Below are 14724 nucleotides of genomic sequence, written 5' to 3'. Positions count from 1 at the left end.
GTTTCGTTGCCGTGTTGTCGTCCGTGCTCCGGTTTGCAAACTTGGGTTCCCGCCTGCGCGGGAACGACGGTGCCTGCGTCGGCACGTCGTCCCCGCGCAGGCAGGGACCCAATGTGGTGCTGGCGCTGGCCGCCCTGATGTTGACGACGTCCGCGCACGCGTTCTCCACCCGCGACATCAAGCCGGAGCCCGTGCAGGGCTACCGCTTCCAGATCGTCACGACGGACGACAGCGCCATCACGCGCCGCATCGTGGACGACATCACGCGCCGCCTCGTGCCCGTGTTCTCCGTGTTCCGCACCGAACTGGCCCAGCACCGGCGCATGCTGTACGTGACGGTCGGCCCGGCCGCGTTGCGCGAAGTGGCGCAGCGCCGTTGCGATTGCGTCGTCGTCTCCACGTTCACGTCGAGCCAGGTCGTGCGCTCCATCCTCGGCACCCTGCCGCCGGCGCGCGCAGCAATGTTCACGGCCGTGTACGCGGAGCCGGCGCCGGCCGACCAACTGCGCCTCGTGGCCCTGCTGTACCGGCGTCCCGTGCGCGTGGCAGCCATCCTCGGCCCGGACACCGCATTCCTCAAGCCGATGCTGGAAAACGAGCACGTGAACGTGCTGCAGGCCGATCCGGACGCGGACATCAACCGCCTGCTGGGCCAGATCGGACAGACCGACGTGCTGCTGGCGCTGCCCGACAGCGCCGTCTACAATCCGGAACACTTCCGCAACATCCTGCTCTCGACCTACCGCCACAAGCAGGGCGTGATCGGCTTCTCGGCCGACATGGTCAAGGCGGGCGCGCTGGCGACGACGTATTCCGAGGTCGAGGATATCAACGCCCAGGTGGCCGAGATCGTGGCCAGCTATGTGGCCGGCGGCGAGCTGCCGGCGCCCCAGTTCCCGCGCTACTTCCACACCATCGTCAACGAGGGCGTCGCGCGCTCGCTCGACGTCGAGGTGCCGGACAACGTGCGCCACTTTGCCCGGCCCGTGCCGCCACGCCAGCCATGAAACGCCCCGCCGCCCTCCGCGACGCCTCGCTGCGCGCCGCCAAACTGCGCTCCGTCACCTTGCGGCCCGCCAGGCTGCGGCCCGGCGCGCTGCAGTTCTGGCGCGGCTGGAGCATCGGCCTGCGCATGGCGTTCATCACCATGCTGCCCGTAACCCTGCTGTTCACGTCCTTCGTCTGGTATTCGTGGTACGCGCACCGCGCCCAGGTCGACGAGGAACTGGCGGAGCGCGGCCGCATCCTCGCGCGCGCGCTCGCCGAGACCAGCGAATACAACGTCATCTCGGGCAACCTGTCCGACCTGCGCCTGACCATCAACGGCCTCGTGCAGTCGGACAGCAGCGTGTACCGCATCGAAGTCGTCGACATGAACGGCCAGACCCCCGTCTCCGTCGCGTCCGAACACCCGATCGAGGCGGAGAGCCGCTCGTTCGAGGCGCAGATCAGCAAGCAGGTCGTGTGGTTCAACCTGTTCTCGGACAACGGCACGCCGCACGTCTCCGCCGCTGGCGACACGCGTCCGCCCACGCTGACGACGGAGGTCGTGGGCCTCGTGCGCGTGACGATGTCGCCCACGAACATGCTGGCCAAGCAGCTGCACCGCTTCCGCGTCGAACTGGCGATGGCCGCGCTGGCACTGGCCGCCAGCGGCGCGCTCGCGTACATCCTCGCGCGCAGCCTGACCGTGCCGCTGCGCGAGGCGATCTCCGTGCTGCGGCGCATCCGCGGCGGTAACTACCGCGTGCAGCTGCCCGTCACGACGGGCGGCGAGGTGGGCGAACTGCAGGCGTCGATCGGCGAGATGTCGGTGGCGCTGGATCAATCGAAGCAGGACCTGGAAAACAAGGTGGCCGAGCGCACGCGCGACCTGCTTGCATCGCGCAACGAGGCGCTGCGCGCCGACGCCGACAAGCGCAAGCTGATCCAGAAGGTCAACAGCATCATCGAGGACGAGAGAAAATCCATCGCCGTCGAGATCCACGACGAATTGAACGCCTCGCTGATCGCCGTGCGCCTGGAATCGCAGACGATCCAGCAGCTCGCCGCCAAGGCCACGCCGGGCGAGGAAATCGACCAGATCCGCGCCAAGGCCCAGGCCATCACCAAGCTGGCGCTGGACCTGTACGCGAACGGCCGCCGCCTCGTGCGCCGGCTGCGTCCGGAAGTGCTGGACATGCTCGGCCTGCACGGTGCCGTCGAGGAGATGGTCAGCCACTACCGCAGCTCCGGCGTGCACTTCGAATTCGAATCGCAGGGCGATTTTTCCAAGATCGGCAACGAGCTTGCGATCTCCGCCTACCGCATCGTGCAGGAAGCGCTGTCGAACATCATGAAGCACTCGCAGGCCGGCTTCGCGCGCGTCAGTCTCGCGCTGTCCGACGAGGACGGGGCGCTGCACATCGAAGTGCAGGACGACGGCGAAGGCTTCGATCCGGCCGTGGCGTCGGAAGGCATCGGCATCATCGGCATGCGCGAGCGCGTGTTCGCCCTCGGCGGCAGCATCCACGTGCAGTCGCATCCCGGCGAGGGCACCCTCGTCGCCATCACCCTCCCGCTGTCGGACGTGGCGGCTGCCTGAGCGCAGTCATCTGAGGTAGAGTAGCGACCTCAGACTTCCACAAGATAGCAAACGACACCATGCTGAACGCATTGCAGACGCCTTTCGAGCAGGGCAACCAGAATCAGACCACGACCTGGTCCGATTGCATCGCCTGGTACGAAAACCTCGCGCACCAATACCCCCGGGTGCTGCGCTTTTCCGTGGTCGGGACCTCCGACGCGGGCGTGCCGATCCACGCCGGCGTCATCTCGGCCGACGGCGTGTTCGACCGCGCGCAGATCAAGGCCGCGGGCCGTCCCGTCTTCTTCAACAACAACGGCATCCATCCGGGCGAACCGGAAGGCGTCGATGCGTGCATGGCGCTCGTGCGCGACTTTTGCCAGCAGCCGGACCGCCTTGCGGCGCTGGGGCAAACCGTGTTCCTGTTCGTCCCGCTCTACAACGTGGACGGCGCGTTCAACCGCGCCAATACGTCGCGCGTGAACCAGGACGGCCCGGAGTCGTTCGGCTTTCGCGGCAACAGCCGCCACCTCGACCTGAACCGCGATTTCGTCAAGTGCGACACCTTGACGGCGCAGACCTTCAATAAACTGTTCACGGAATGGGATCCGGACGTGATGGTCGATACGCACACGTCCAACGGCGCCGACTACAGCTACACGATGACCCTGATCCCGACCCAGGCCGACAAACTGGGCGGCGACCTCGGCACGTTCCTGCGCGATACCATGCTGCCCGCGATGTACGCGGAGATGGACAAGCGCGGCTGGCCCATGTGCCCGTACGTGAACCCCGTCAAGGACAGCCCGGATGACGGTATCGCCGACTTCCTCGAGACGGCGCGCTTCTCGACGGGCTATGCGGCGCTGCACGACACGATCGGCTTCATGCCCGAGACGCACATGCTGAAGCCCTTCGCCGACCGCTACCACTCGATGCGCGCGCTCGTCGAGACGGCGCTCGACTTCACCATCGCCAACGGCGCCAGGATCGTGCAGATGCGCCGCGCCGCCCGCGCGGCCGGCCACACGCGCCGCGAATGGCCCGTGCACTGGGCGATGGACGAAGCCAATCCGTCCACGTTCCGCTTCAAGGGTTATGCGGCGAAGTACAAGGCGAGCGTCCTCGGCGACTACCAGCGCCTGTACTACGACCGCAACGAGCCGTTCGAACGCGACATCGCGCACTACAACCGCTTCCCGGCCGACGTCGTCGTGCCGGCACCGAAGGCCTATGTCGTGCCGCAGCAGTGGCGCGAAGCGATCGAGCGCCTGCGCTGGAACGGCGTCAGGCTGGAGCGGGTGGAGGCCGAGCGCACGCAGGAGGTGTCCGTCTACCGCATCGCCGCGTTGACGACGCGCCCGCACGCCTACGAAGGCCACATGTTCCACGACGACGTGCAGCTGGAGCGCGTGCGCGAGACCGTGACCATCCGTGCCGGCGACTACCTCGTCCCGCTCGACCAGGACCAGGTCCGCTACGCCGTCGAGACGCTGGAACCGCAGGCCCACGACAGCTTCTTCCGCTGGGGTTTCTTCAACAGCGTGCTGGAAAAGAAGGAAGCGTATTCGGACTACGTGTTCGAGGACGAGGCCGAGCGCCTGCTGGCTGCCGAGCCTGACCTGGCCGCGAAGTTCGGCGCCTGGAAGGCCGCCAATCCGGACCTGCTGCGGGATCAGGGTGCCGTGCTCGACTTCATCTTTGCGCACTGCGCGCGCTGGCGCGAGCCGGAGTGGCGCCGTTATCCGGTCTTCATGATCGACTGATTCACCTGGGGAGAAAAAATGAACTACAAGATCGCCGCCGCACTGGCGCTGCTGGGCGCCGCCTCCGCGGCGTCGGCCGCACCATCCGCGGGCCAGACCTATTTCGAACAGAACTGCGCCAGCTGCCACACGGCCGATGCCGCCATGGGCTCGCGCGCGGGTCCGCCGCTGTTCAACGTCGTGGGCCGCAAGGCCGGTTCGGCACCGGGCTACAACTACACGGATGCGCTGTCGAAGGCCGGTGCGGCCGGCAAGACGTGGACGCGCGCGGAGCTCGACGTCTTCCTGCGCGACCCGACGAAGGATGTGCCGGGCACTGCGATGCCGATCGGGATCGCGGACGCAAAAGCACGCGGTGCCGTGATCGACTATCTCGCCGCGCAAAGCGGCAAATCGGCGGCACCGAAAACCGCCGCCGCGACAGGCGCGCGTACCGGCGCCTGGACCGACGACAAGCCGGGCGACGTGCACCACATCACGGTCGACCAGCTCGTCGCACCGTTTGCCAGCGAGAGCGCGGGCAATGGCCCCAAGCTCGCGAAGCGTCCGGACGGCGCGCTGCCGGCCGTGCCGAAAGGCTTCAAGGTCAGCGTGCTGGCCGACACGGGCAAGGCGCGCTACGCGCTGCGTGCGCCGAACGGCGACATCCTCCTGGCCGATTCGGGCAAGGGTGAAGTCCGCATCCTGCGCCTGTCGGCCGACGGCGCCAAGGTGGGCACGGACAGCGTATTCGCAACGGACCTGTCGCGCCCGTACGGCCTCGCGCTGTGGCCGGCCGCGAATCCGAAATACCTGTACGTGGCCAACGCGAATTCGGTCGTGCGCTTCCCCTACGCCGCGGGCGACCTGAAGGCGAAGGGCAAGCCCGAGACGATCGTCGAGAAGATCGTCGACGGCCTGGGCAACCACATCACGCGCTCGCTCGCGTTCTCGCAGGACGGCAAGACGCTGTTCGTCTCGGTCGGCTCGGCCACCAACGTCGGCGAAGGCATCGGCGCCACGCCGCCGCAGCCGCTCGCGCAATGGGAAGCCGCGCACGGCCTGGGCGGCACGTGGAACCAGGAGACCGACCGCGCCACCGTGCTCGCGTTCGACCCGGACGGCAAGAACCGCCGCAATTACGCGAACGGCCTGCGCAACTGCGTCGGCATGTTCGTGCATCCGGACACGGGCGACCTGTATTGCAGCGTCAACGAGCGCGACGAACTGGGCGACAACCTGCCCCCGGACTACGTCACGCGCGTGAAGCGCGGCGGCTTCTACGGCTGGCCATGGTACTACCTGGGCGCGCACGAAGACCCGCGCCTGAAGGGCGTCCGCCCGGACCTGAAGGACAAGATTACCGTGCCCGACACGCTGATCCAGGCGCACTCCGCGCCGCTGGGCATGACCGTGTACCACGCCCCGGCGGGCGCGAAGCACGCGTTCCCGAAAGAGTACGACGGCGACATCTTCCTGGCGCTGCACGGCTCGTGGAACCGCGGCATCCGCACCGGCTACAAGGTCGTGCGCGTGATGATGAAGAACGGCGCGCCGACGGGCCAGTACCAGGACTTCATGACCGGCATGGTGCTGTCCGACCGCGACGTGTGGGGCCGCCCGGCCGCGGTGACGGTGGCGGCGGACGGCGCGCTGCTCGTCGTGGATGACGGCGGCGGCGTCGTGTGGCGGATCGTCCCGGCCAAGTGAGGCGATAAGAAAACCTTAAGCAGGCTTGCCGATGATGAGGGTCAGGAGGCAAGCATGAAAAACGTTCTTGTGTGGGACCTGCCGGTCCGCGTATTCCACTGGCTGCTGGCGGCCAGCTTCGCCGGCGCCTGGCTGACGGCCGGGCACGAGCGCTGGATGCTGGTGCACGTGACCCTCGGCTGCACCGTGCTGGCGCTGGCCGTCCTGCGCGTCGCGTGGGGCCTCGTCGGCACGCGCCACGCCCGCTTCGGCGACTTCGTGCGCGGGCCGCGCGCCGCCATGCGCTATCTCGGCGGCCTCGTACGCGGCCAGCCGCAGCACTACCCCGGCCACAACCCTGCCGGCGGCCTTGCGGTCGTGGCCCTGCTGGCGCTGGCCGTGACGGCCGCCGCCGCCGGCCTGGCGACGTACACGCTGGGCGACGCGTACGAAGAGGTGCACGAAGCGCTGGCGAACCTGATGCTGGGCCTCGTCGGGCTGCATGTGGCGGCGGTCGTCGTGTCGGGCTGGCTGCACCGCGAGAACCTCGTCGCGGCCATGTTCAGCGGCCGCAAGCGCGGTGCGCCCGCCGACGGCATCGCCACGCCCCGGCGCGGTCTCGGCATCGTGCTGCTGGCGGCCGTGCTCGGGTTCTGGGGCTGGCAGCTGAGCCATCCGGCCGCCGGCCTGGGCGCCGTCGCGGCGGCCGAGGCCCATGGCGAAGACGGTGACGACTGACCCGCCGCGTGGGAGAATGAGCGCATGCACATCCTTCTCGCGGAAGACGATCCCCTGCTCGGCGACGGCCTGCGCGCCGGGCTGCGCCAGCTCGGCTTCCAGGTCGACTGGGTGCAGAGCGGCGATGCGGCCGAGCGCGAACTGCGCGCGCAGGACTACGCGGCGGCCGTGCTCGACCTGGGCCTGCCGCGCCGGGACGGCATGGACGTGCTCGCGGCCGTGCGTGCCGCCGGGCTGGCCACGCCCGTGCTCGTGCTGACCGCGCGCGACGCCGTGCCGGACCGCATCCGCGGCCTCGACGCGGGCGCCGACGACTACGTGGTCAAGCCCGTCGACCTGCACGAACTGGCCGCGCGCCTGCGTGCCCTCGTGCGGCGCGCGCACGGACAGCCGCGCGACCGCCTGCGCGCGGGCGACGTCGAACTCGATCCCGCCGCGCGCACCGTGCGCAAGGGAGAAACGCCGGTGACGCTGTCGACGCGCGAATTCGACCTGCTGCATGCGCTGATGCTGAATGCCAACCGCGTGCTGACGCGCGAACAGCTGGAGCAACACCTGTACAGCTGGGGCCAGGAAGTGGAGAGCAATGCCGTCGAGGTGCACGTGCACAACCTGCGGCGCAAGCTGGGGAGCGCGTCGATCCAGACGGTCCGCGGCGTCGGCTACGTGCTGCGCGATCCCGCGACCCCATGACCCGCGCGGCCCCCTCGCTGCAGCTCCGCCTGCTCGGGCTGATGTTCGGCGTGCTCGCGGCGCTGTGGGCCGCGACGCTCGCGCTGACCCTGTCCGACACGCGCCACGAACTCGACGAGCTGCTCGACGCGCACCTCGCGCAGTCGGCATCGCTGCTGCTCGTGCAGGACGCGGATGCCGACGAGGACGTCGCGGCGCCCGACGCACCGATCCTCCATCGCTACGCGCCGCGCGTCGCCTTCCAGGTGTGGCGCGATGGACGCCTCGTCCTGCGTTCCGCCAACGCGCCCGCGCTGCCGTTCGGTCCCGCCGCGCGGCGCGACGGCTTTGCGTTCGTCGACGCGCCGGGCGCGCGCTGGCGCGTGTTCGCCGCCTACGATCACGCGCGCCGGCGCCAGGTGTACGTCGGCGAGCGGCTCGATGCGCGCGGCGAGATCCTGGCCGCGGTGCTGCGCGGCGTGTCGTGGCCGTTGGCGCTCGCGCTGCCCGTGCTGGGGCTCGCGACGTGGTGGACCGTGCGGCGCGGCCTCGCGCCGCTGCGCCGGATGGGACGCACGCTGGCGGCGCGCCGTCCGGACGCGCTGGACCCCGTCGCGCTCGACGGCATGAGCGCGGAAATGCTGCCGCTCGCCGCGTCGCTCAATGGTCTGCTCGGGCGCATCGCCGATCTGCTCGCGAACGAGCGGCGCTTCACGGCGGACGCGGCGCACGAGCTGCGCACGCCGGTCGCGGCCATCCGCATGCAGGCGCAGGTGGCACGGGCCGCGACGGACGACGCGACCCGCGCGCACGCGCTGGACGGCCTGCTCGCCGGCTGCGACCGCGCGGCGCGTCTGATCGACCAGCTGCTGACGCTGGCCCGCGTCGAGTCTGCGCAGGCGCCCGAGATTGCCGGCGTCGAACTGGGGGGCGTCACGCGCGGCGTGATGGCCGAGCTGGCGCCGGCCGCGCTGGCGAAGGCGCAGCGCCTCGAGCTGGATGCGCAGGGGACGTACGTCGTGCGCGGGAATGCGCTGTTGCTGGCGGTCCTGGTCCGCAACCTGGTCGACAACGCGGTGCGTTATGCGCCGCCGGGGGCCGCCATCGGCGTGTATCTGCATCGCGAAGGGGATGAGGTCGTGCTCGACGTCGAGGATGGCGGCGCGGGCCTGGCCGACGCCGACCTGGCGCGGCTCGGCGAACGGTTTTATCGCGTGGCCGGCAACGGGGCGGCCGGCAGCGGACTCGGATGGTCGATCGTGCGCCGCATCGCGGCCGTGCATGGCGCACGGGTCGCGGTGCGGCGGTCGGAACGGCTGGGAGGCCTCGCCGTTGCCGTCACGTTCGGGTGATTACTTGCTCTCGGCGATCCAGCGATCGACCTTCTTTTCCAGCAGCGCCAGCGGCAGCGTGCCTTCGCCCAGCACGATCTCGTGGAACTTCGGCAGGCTGAATTTCGGGCCGAGTTCCTTTTCCGCGCGGGCGCGCAGTTCCTGGATCTTCAGCGCGCCGATCTTGTAGCCCAGCGCCTGCGCCGGCCACGCCATGTAGCGTTCCGTCGCATTGCGCGCGTCCGCTTCCGTGTAGCCCAGCGTCTCGCGCATGTACTGGATCGACTGCTCGCGCGTCCAGCCCTTCGCGTGCATGCCCGTGTCGACGACGAGGCGCACGGCGCGCAGCATCTCGTCGTTCAGGTGGCCGAAGTAATCCTCGGGCTTGTCGAACAGGCCCATCTCCTTGCCCAGCGTCTCGGCGTACAGCGCCCAGCCTTCCGTGAACGCGTTGTTGCCGCCGAACTTGCGGAAGTTCGGCAGGCCCAGCTCCTGCATCAGCGCGATGTGGAAGTGGTGGCCCGGCTGGCCTTCGTGCAGGAACAGCGTGACCATGCCCGTGCTGCCGTACTGCTTCGGGTCGTTCACGACGGACCAGAACACGCCCGGACGCGAGCCGTCCACGGCCGGCGGCGTGTAGTGGTCGGACGCGGTCGCGCGCGACAGTTCCGGTTCCAGGCGCAGGTCGAGCGGCGTCTTCGGCCGCAGCGAGAACAGCGCCGGCAGCTTCGCCTGCAGCACCGTGTTCAGGTGGCGGTAGACGTCGATGATCTCGCCCTCGGTCTTGAACGGCTTGTACTTCGCCTGTTCCGACACCCACACCGGCAGGCCGGCCGGCGGGCCGTCGTAGCCCATCTTCGGACCGATGCGCGCGAACTCGCCCTGGATGCGCGCGACTTCCCGCAAGCCGATCTGGTGGATCTGTTCCGGCTGCAGGTCGGTCGTCGTCTGGCTCGCGACGCGCGCGAGATACCAGTCCATCCCCTGCGGCAGCGCGCTCCAGCCCGTGCTCGTGCGGCAGGCCGGCAGGTAATCGTGCTCGATGAAGTCGGCCAGGCGTTTCAACGCCGGGTTCAACTTGCCGGCTATCGTGCTGCGATAGCTGGCCGTGAGTTTCTTTTTATCGGCTTCCGAAAAGCCCGCCGGGAAGTTCTTCACGGGCGAGTAGTAGATGCTGTCCTCGGCCTTGTTCGCCACCAGCTGCTTGAACTGGGGCAGGGCGGCTTCCATGATCGCCTTCGGCTGCACGATCCCGCGCTTCATCCCTTCGCGCATGTTGGCGATGGCCTGGTCGATCCACGGGCCGAGCTGGTTCAGGCGGCTCAGGTAGGCCTGGTAATCCTTCACGGTGACGAGCGACTGCGCCTGCTGGCCGCTGCTGTAGTTCGCGAGCGTGATCGGCAGCGCGTCCATCTGGTCCAGCGGCAGCAGGTACTCGGGGAACGGCTCGAAGCGCAGCGCGGTCTTGAGCTCGTAGTCGAGGATGTCGTAGCTCGTCTGGTCGCGCTGGGACAAGCCGTCGCGCGGGATCGCGTGCAGGCGTTTCAGGTAGCCCTTGTATAGCGCGTACTGGTGGGCGATGTTCTTCGGTGCGATCGTCATGCCGATCTGGTCGGGGAAGCGGTTGTCGCCGCTTTCGCCGGCGGCGACGGGATCGAAGCGCGCTTCCGCGTCCCAGTAGTCGTCGGCCAGTTTGTTCAGCTGTTTCGATGCGGCGCTGGCGTTCGTGGCGCCGGCGGTGGGCTTGGCCGCGGTGTCGGCGGCGAGGGCCGGCGCGCAGGCGATGAGGCAGGCGGCGGCGATGGTGCCCAGGGTAAGGGTCTGTTTCATGATGTTTGAACGATGTAAAAGAAGCGGCGCCAAGGATACGCCTTGCGCCGCCGGAGGCCCAGTCTTTACAAGGGCCGCTTCAGTAATTGGCCAGCGGCGCCAGTTGCCCGCCCTTGAAGGTGTACACGGTGACGGCCGTCTTCTTCAGGTTGCCGCTCGCGTCGTAGCCGTACGTGCCGGCCACGCCCTGGTAGTTCATCGTGTGCAGCTGCTTGCCGACGGCCGCGGCGTCCGTCGTATTCGCGGCCTGCATGGCGCGGGCGATGAACATCGTCTGGTCGTAGAACGCGGGCGCGTACACGTCCGGGTCGCGCTGGTAGCGCTGTTTGTATCTCGCCTTGAACGCGGGGCCGTTGGCCTGCTTGTCGAGCGTCGCACCGGCCTGCGCGCACATCACGTTCCCGCCGACGGCATCGCCGCCCAGCTTGGCCATCTCGGGGCTGCACAGCGTGTCGCCGCCCAGCAGGCGCACGTTCGCCATGCCCAGCTGCTTCATCTGGCGCGCCATCGGTGCGCCCTGCGGCGCATAGCCGCCGAAGAAGATGGCGTCCACTTTCTTCGCGCGGAACGCGGTCAGGATGGCGGAGAAATCGCTCGCCTTGTCGTTGGTGAATTCGCGGCCGACGACGGTCACGCCCGAGGCGCGCGCCTGCTTCGCGAATTCGTCGGCGATGCCCTGGCCGAACGCGGTGCGGTCGTCGATCACGCCGACGGTTTTAATCTTGAGTTCCCTGGCGGCGTACGACGCCATCGATGCGCCCACCTGGGAATCGCTGGCGACGATGCGGAACACGTTCGGGTAGCGCGCCTGCGTGATCTTGGGGCTCGTGCCCACGGTCGACATCAGGATGCCGGCATCGTTGTAGACGCGCGAGGCGGGGATCGCCACGCCCGAGTTGTACGGGCCGAGCACGAACTTGACGCCGGCGTCGGCGAACTTCTGCGCCACGCTCACGCCGGCTTTCGGGTCGCCCTGGTCGTCTTCCGACAGCAGTTCGAATTTCAGCGTCTTGCCGCCCACCTTGAGCCTTTGCGCGTTGAGTTCCTCGACCGCGAGGCGCACGCCGTTCTCGTCGTCCTTGCCGGCGAAGGCGTTGGAACCCGACAGCGGGCCGCTCACGCCGATGCGCACGACCTGGTCCTGGGCGCGCGCGGTCGTCCCGGTCGCGAGCAGGATCGCCGCCAGCGCCAGGGTTTTGATGGTTGATGCCATTCGTTTGTCTCCGTTGTAGTCAACGGGCGCCATCATCGCACGATCGCGCGGGCGTGCAAACAGCTTGCTTACGCCGGAAGCCCGTGCGTGATCAGATCCAGCGGCAGCGCGGTGGTGCACTTGATCTGCTCCATCGAGAACGCGGAGGAGACGCCGGACAGCTGCGCGGTGCGGATCAGTTTTTTGTAGAAGCGGTCGTAGCCGTCGATGTCGGTCGTGACGACCTTGAGCAGGTAGTCGACGTCGCCGCTCATGCGGTGGAATTCCAGGACTTCCGGCAGCGCGACGACGGCGGAAGCGAAGCGCTCCAGCCATTTTTCGTCGTGCTCGTTGGTGCGCACACTGACGAACACCGTCACGGGCAGGCCGACCTTGTGCCGGTTGACGATGCTGACCCGGCTCTCGATGTATCCCTCTTCCTCCAGGCGTTTGACGCGTTTCCAGCAGGGGGTGCTGGAGAGCCCGACCTTTTCGCTCAGGCCGGAAATCGACAGCGTGGCGTCGGCCTGCAGGGCGGCCAGGATCGCGCAGTCGTATTTGTCGAGTGAATTCATCTTGTCCATCGCACGGTCTCTAGAATGTTCGTTCTTCAGGCCAGGAAAAATCAAAGATTCTTTAGTACGTCATTTTCGGCACCAAACCGTAACATATTACTCAACAATCGCGCTGCTGGCGCATTTATTTTTGGACTTTTAGCAATTATTTTATGGCCCCCGACCTCTACCTCGACGCAAACGCCACTTCGCCGGTCCTGCCTTCCGCGATCGCCGCCGCGGTCGAGGCGATGGAGGCCTCGTTCGGCAATCCGAGCAGCAGCCACGCCACCGGCCTGCGCGCCAAACGCATCCTCGACACGACCCGTGTGCGCGCCCGCCGCGTGCTCGGTGCCGGGCCGGGACGCGTGCTGTTCACGAGCGGCGCCACGGAAGGCATCCAGACCGCCGTGCTGTCGGCCCTCGTCGCCGTGCGCGAGCGCCGCGCGGCCGGGGAAGACTGCGGTGACCTGCTGGTCTACGGCGCCACCGAACACAAGGCCGTGTCGGAAAGCCTCGCGCACTGGAACCGCCTGCTCGGCACCGGGCTTGCCTTGCAGCCGCTGCCCGTCGACCCGGCCGGCCGCCACCGCCTGGACGTCCTGCGCGACCTGGCGCCGCGCGCGGCCATGGTCTGTACGATGGCGGCCAACAACGAGACGGGCGCCATCTCGGACCTGGACGGCATCGCCCGCGTGCTGCGCGCCAGCGGATCGACAGCCTACTGGATGGTCGACTGCGTGCAGGCGCTGGGCAAGCTGCCGCTGGATCTCGCGAACACGCGCATCGATTACGCGCCGTTCTCCGGCCATAAACTGCATGCGCCGAAAGGCATCGGCATCCTGTACGTGCGCGACGGCGCGCCGTACACGCCGCTGATGATCGGCGGCGGCCAGGAAGACGGCCAGCGCTCCGGCACGGAAAACATGGCCGGCATCGCCGCGCTCGGCGCCGTGCTGGCCGCACTGGAAGAGGGCACGACGTTCCGTACCCACGCCGAGCTGGCCGCCATGCGCGACCGACTCGCGGCCGCATTGCGCGACGCATTTCCCGGCATCGTCTTCAACGCGCCGTTCGAACACACGCTGCCGACCACGCTGAATGTCGCCGTGCCCGGCGTCTCCAGCAAGGACCTGCTCGACCTGTTCGACGCGGCCGGCGTGCGCGTCAGCGCGGGCTCGGCCTGTTCCGCCGCCAAGGCCGCGCCCAGCTACGTCCTCGATGCGATGGGCCTGCCCCTGTGGCGCAGCGGCGGCGCCGTGCGCCTGTCGATCGGGCCGCTCGCGGACGACGCATTCATCGACGCCGCCTGCGCGCGTCTCCGCCGCTGCGGAGACGCGTTGCGCACGTCGCCGCTCAGCGGCGGCAATCCAGGCGTGATGCAGGTCAGCGGCGACGGGCGGCATGGCTGGATCGTGTTCGATGCCGGGACCTGCGTCGCGATCGATCCGCCGCCGGGGCAGGTTGACCGCATCGCCGCGCTGGCGCGTGACGCGGGCCTGCGCCTGACCGAATTTGACGCGGCGGACCGCGCCACCGTCGCGCTGGACGACGGCAGCCATGCGCCCTGCATGCCCATCGGCGGCGCCGTGCTGGCCCGTGTGCCGGGCGGCTGGCTGCTGGGCGAGGCGCAAGACGGCCGCTTGCCGCGCACGGCCGTGCGCCAGGTCTTCGGCGCCATCGATGCGTCCCGCCTGACGCAGGTCGCACACGCTGCCGCCGTGATCTGCCACGGCACCGACGTCGATGGCCTGGCCTGTACGACGGTGAACGCGCTGCGCGCAGCCGGCGTGCCGGGCCAGCTGGACCCGGACACGCTGGACGTCTTCCTGCGCCGCCACGCGGACGCGCTGCTCGTCGACGTCCGCGAAGCTGGTGAAACCGCGGCCGGCGCAATGACCTTGCACGGCCGCGCGGCGCACCACGTGCCGCTGTCGCGCCTTGCCGAGCATATGCCGGCATGGTTGTCCGATCCGGCACGGCCGATCGTGTTCGTCTGCCGCAGTGGGAACCGTAGCGCGAAGGCCGCCCTGTGCCTGCGCCGGGCGGGGCATGCGCAGGCGTGGACCCTCGTGGGTGGGCTCGCGCTCGCGTAAAACATACCGATCGTCAATGAGCGTTCGCTAACGCACAGTTTCCCGGCACCTGATTGCTTAGCATGGCGGCAGCCGTGCGCCCTCGTCTCACGCTTCATCCGAATGGTCGCGTCCCGCGTCAGCCGGCGGTCGATTGCGCACGCCACCACGAGGTTCCTGTTGAAAGAAGAAAAAGCGCTGCCGCCCGCAGCCGGCTTCGCCGATGACGACGCCCCGCTGCGCGCCGAACTGTTTTCCGCCGCCCAGATGGCCGTCCACGGCCGCCGCCTCGCCGCGCGCCATCAACTGGCCGACGCGCCGGGCAGCGACCG

12 protein-coding genes are annotated in these 14724 nt (G+C 68.7%); 8 read left to right on the top strand and 4 right to left on the bottom strand.

Going from position 1 to position 14724, the window contains the following annotated elements:
* The first annotated feature begins 41 nt into the window (after positions 1–41).
* From ACEN9G_RS10995 to ACEN9G_RS10965, 7 genes are read left to right on the top strand one after another with little or no spacing between them, the layout of a single operon-like run.
* Positions 42–1007 (top strand): hypothetical protein, encoded by a 966-nt coding sequence (locus tag ACEN9G_RS10995; protein ID WP_413342172.1) that lies wholly within the window; start codon positions 42–44, stop codon positions 1005–1007.
* Complete coding sequence (locus tag ACEN9G_RS10990) at positions 1004–2584, top strand: sensor histidine kinase (protein WP_413342170.1); 1581 nt, start codon at positions 1004–1006, stop codon at positions 2582–2584. The genes ACEN9G_RS10995 and ACEN9G_RS10990 overlap by 4 nt, the downstream gene beginning before the upstream one ends.
* 59 nt (positions 2585–2643) lie before the next feature.
* Positions 2644–4332 carry a M14 family zinc carboxypeptidase gene (locus ACEN9G_RS10985; RefSeq protein WP_413342168.1) on the top strand — a complete coding sequence of 563 codons (1689 nt, stop codon included), beginning with the start codon at positions 2644–2646 and terminating at the stop codon, positions 4330–4332.
* Between the two features lie 18 nt (positions 4333–4350).
* The gene (locus tag ACEN9G_RS10980; protein WP_413342166.1) at positions 4351–6021 is read left to right on the top strand and encodes a PQQ-dependent sugar dehydrogenase; all 1671 of its coding nucleotides are present in this window, start codon (positions 4351–4353) and stop codon (positions 6019–6021) included.
* A gap of 54 nt (positions 6022–6075) precedes the next feature.
* Complete coding sequence (locus ACEN9G_RS10975; protein ID WP_483126648.1) at positions 6076–6738, top strand: cytochrome b/b6 domain-containing protein; 663 nt, start codon at positions 6076–6078, stop codon at positions 6736–6738.
* Between the two features lie 24 nt (positions 6739–6762).
* Positions 6763–7431 carry a response regulator gene (locus ACEN9G_RS10970; RefSeq protein ID WP_483126647.1) on the top strand — a complete coding sequence of 223 codons (669 nt, stop codon included), beginning with the start codon at positions 6763–6765 and terminating at the stop codon, positions 7429–7431.
* A complete protein-coding gene (locus ACEN9G_RS10965; protein ID WP_483126646.1) occupies positions 7428–8762 on the top strand; it encodes an ATP-binding protein in 1335 nt (444 codons plus the stop codon). The genes ACEN9G_RS10970 and ACEN9G_RS10965 overlap by 4 nt, the downstream gene beginning before the upstream one ends.
* Here ACEN9G_RS10965 and ACEN9G_RS10960 read toward each other — a convergent pair whose 3' ends face one another.
* From ACEN9G_RS10960 to ACEN9G_RS10950, 3 genes are all read right to left on the bottom strand, one after another.
* Positions 8763–10571, bottom strand: a complete 1809-nt coding sequence (locus tag ACEN9G_RS10960) for a DUF885 domain-containing protein (RefSeq protein WP_413343378.1) — start codon at positions 10569–10571, stop codon at positions 8763–8765.
* A gap of 79 nt (positions 10572–10650) precedes the next feature.
* Entirely contained in the window at positions 10651–11784 is a 1134-nt protein-coding gene (locus ACEN9G_RS10955; RefSeq protein ID WP_413343376.1) for a branched-chain amino acid ABC transporter substrate-binding protein, read from the bottom strand.
* Between the two features lie 68 nt (positions 11785–11852).
* Positions 11853–12338, bottom strand: a complete 486-nt coding sequence (locus ACEN9G_RS10950; RefSeq protein ID WP_413343381.1) for an Lrp/AsnC family transcriptional regulator — start codon at positions 12336–12338, stop codon at positions 11853–11855.
* Between the two features lie 152 nt (positions 12339–12490).
* Between ACEN9G_RS10950 and ACEN9G_RS10945 the strand changes: the two genes are divergently transcribed.
* The gene (locus ACEN9G_RS10945; protein WP_483126645.1) at positions 12491–14413 is read left to right on the top strand and encodes an aminotransferase class V-fold PLP-dependent enzyme; all 1923 of its coding nucleotides are present in this window, start codon (positions 12491–12493) and stop codon (positions 14411–14413) included.
* Positions 14414–14500: 87 nt separating this feature from the next.
* Here ACEN9G_RS10945 and ACEN9G_RS10940 read toward each other — a convergent pair whose 3' ends face one another.
* Positions 14501–14695 (bottom strand): hypothetical protein, encoded by a 195-nt coding sequence (locus tag ACEN9G_RS10940; RefSeq protein ID WP_495605541.1) that lies wholly within the window; start codon positions 14693–14695, stop codon positions 14501–14503.
* Positions 14696–14724: the final 29 nt, after the last annotated feature.

This window comes from Massilia sp. Masssp94 (assembly GCF_059491305.1).
Note: the sequence above shows the minus strand (reverse complement) of the source record. Positions and strands in the feature narration are given on the sequence as shown.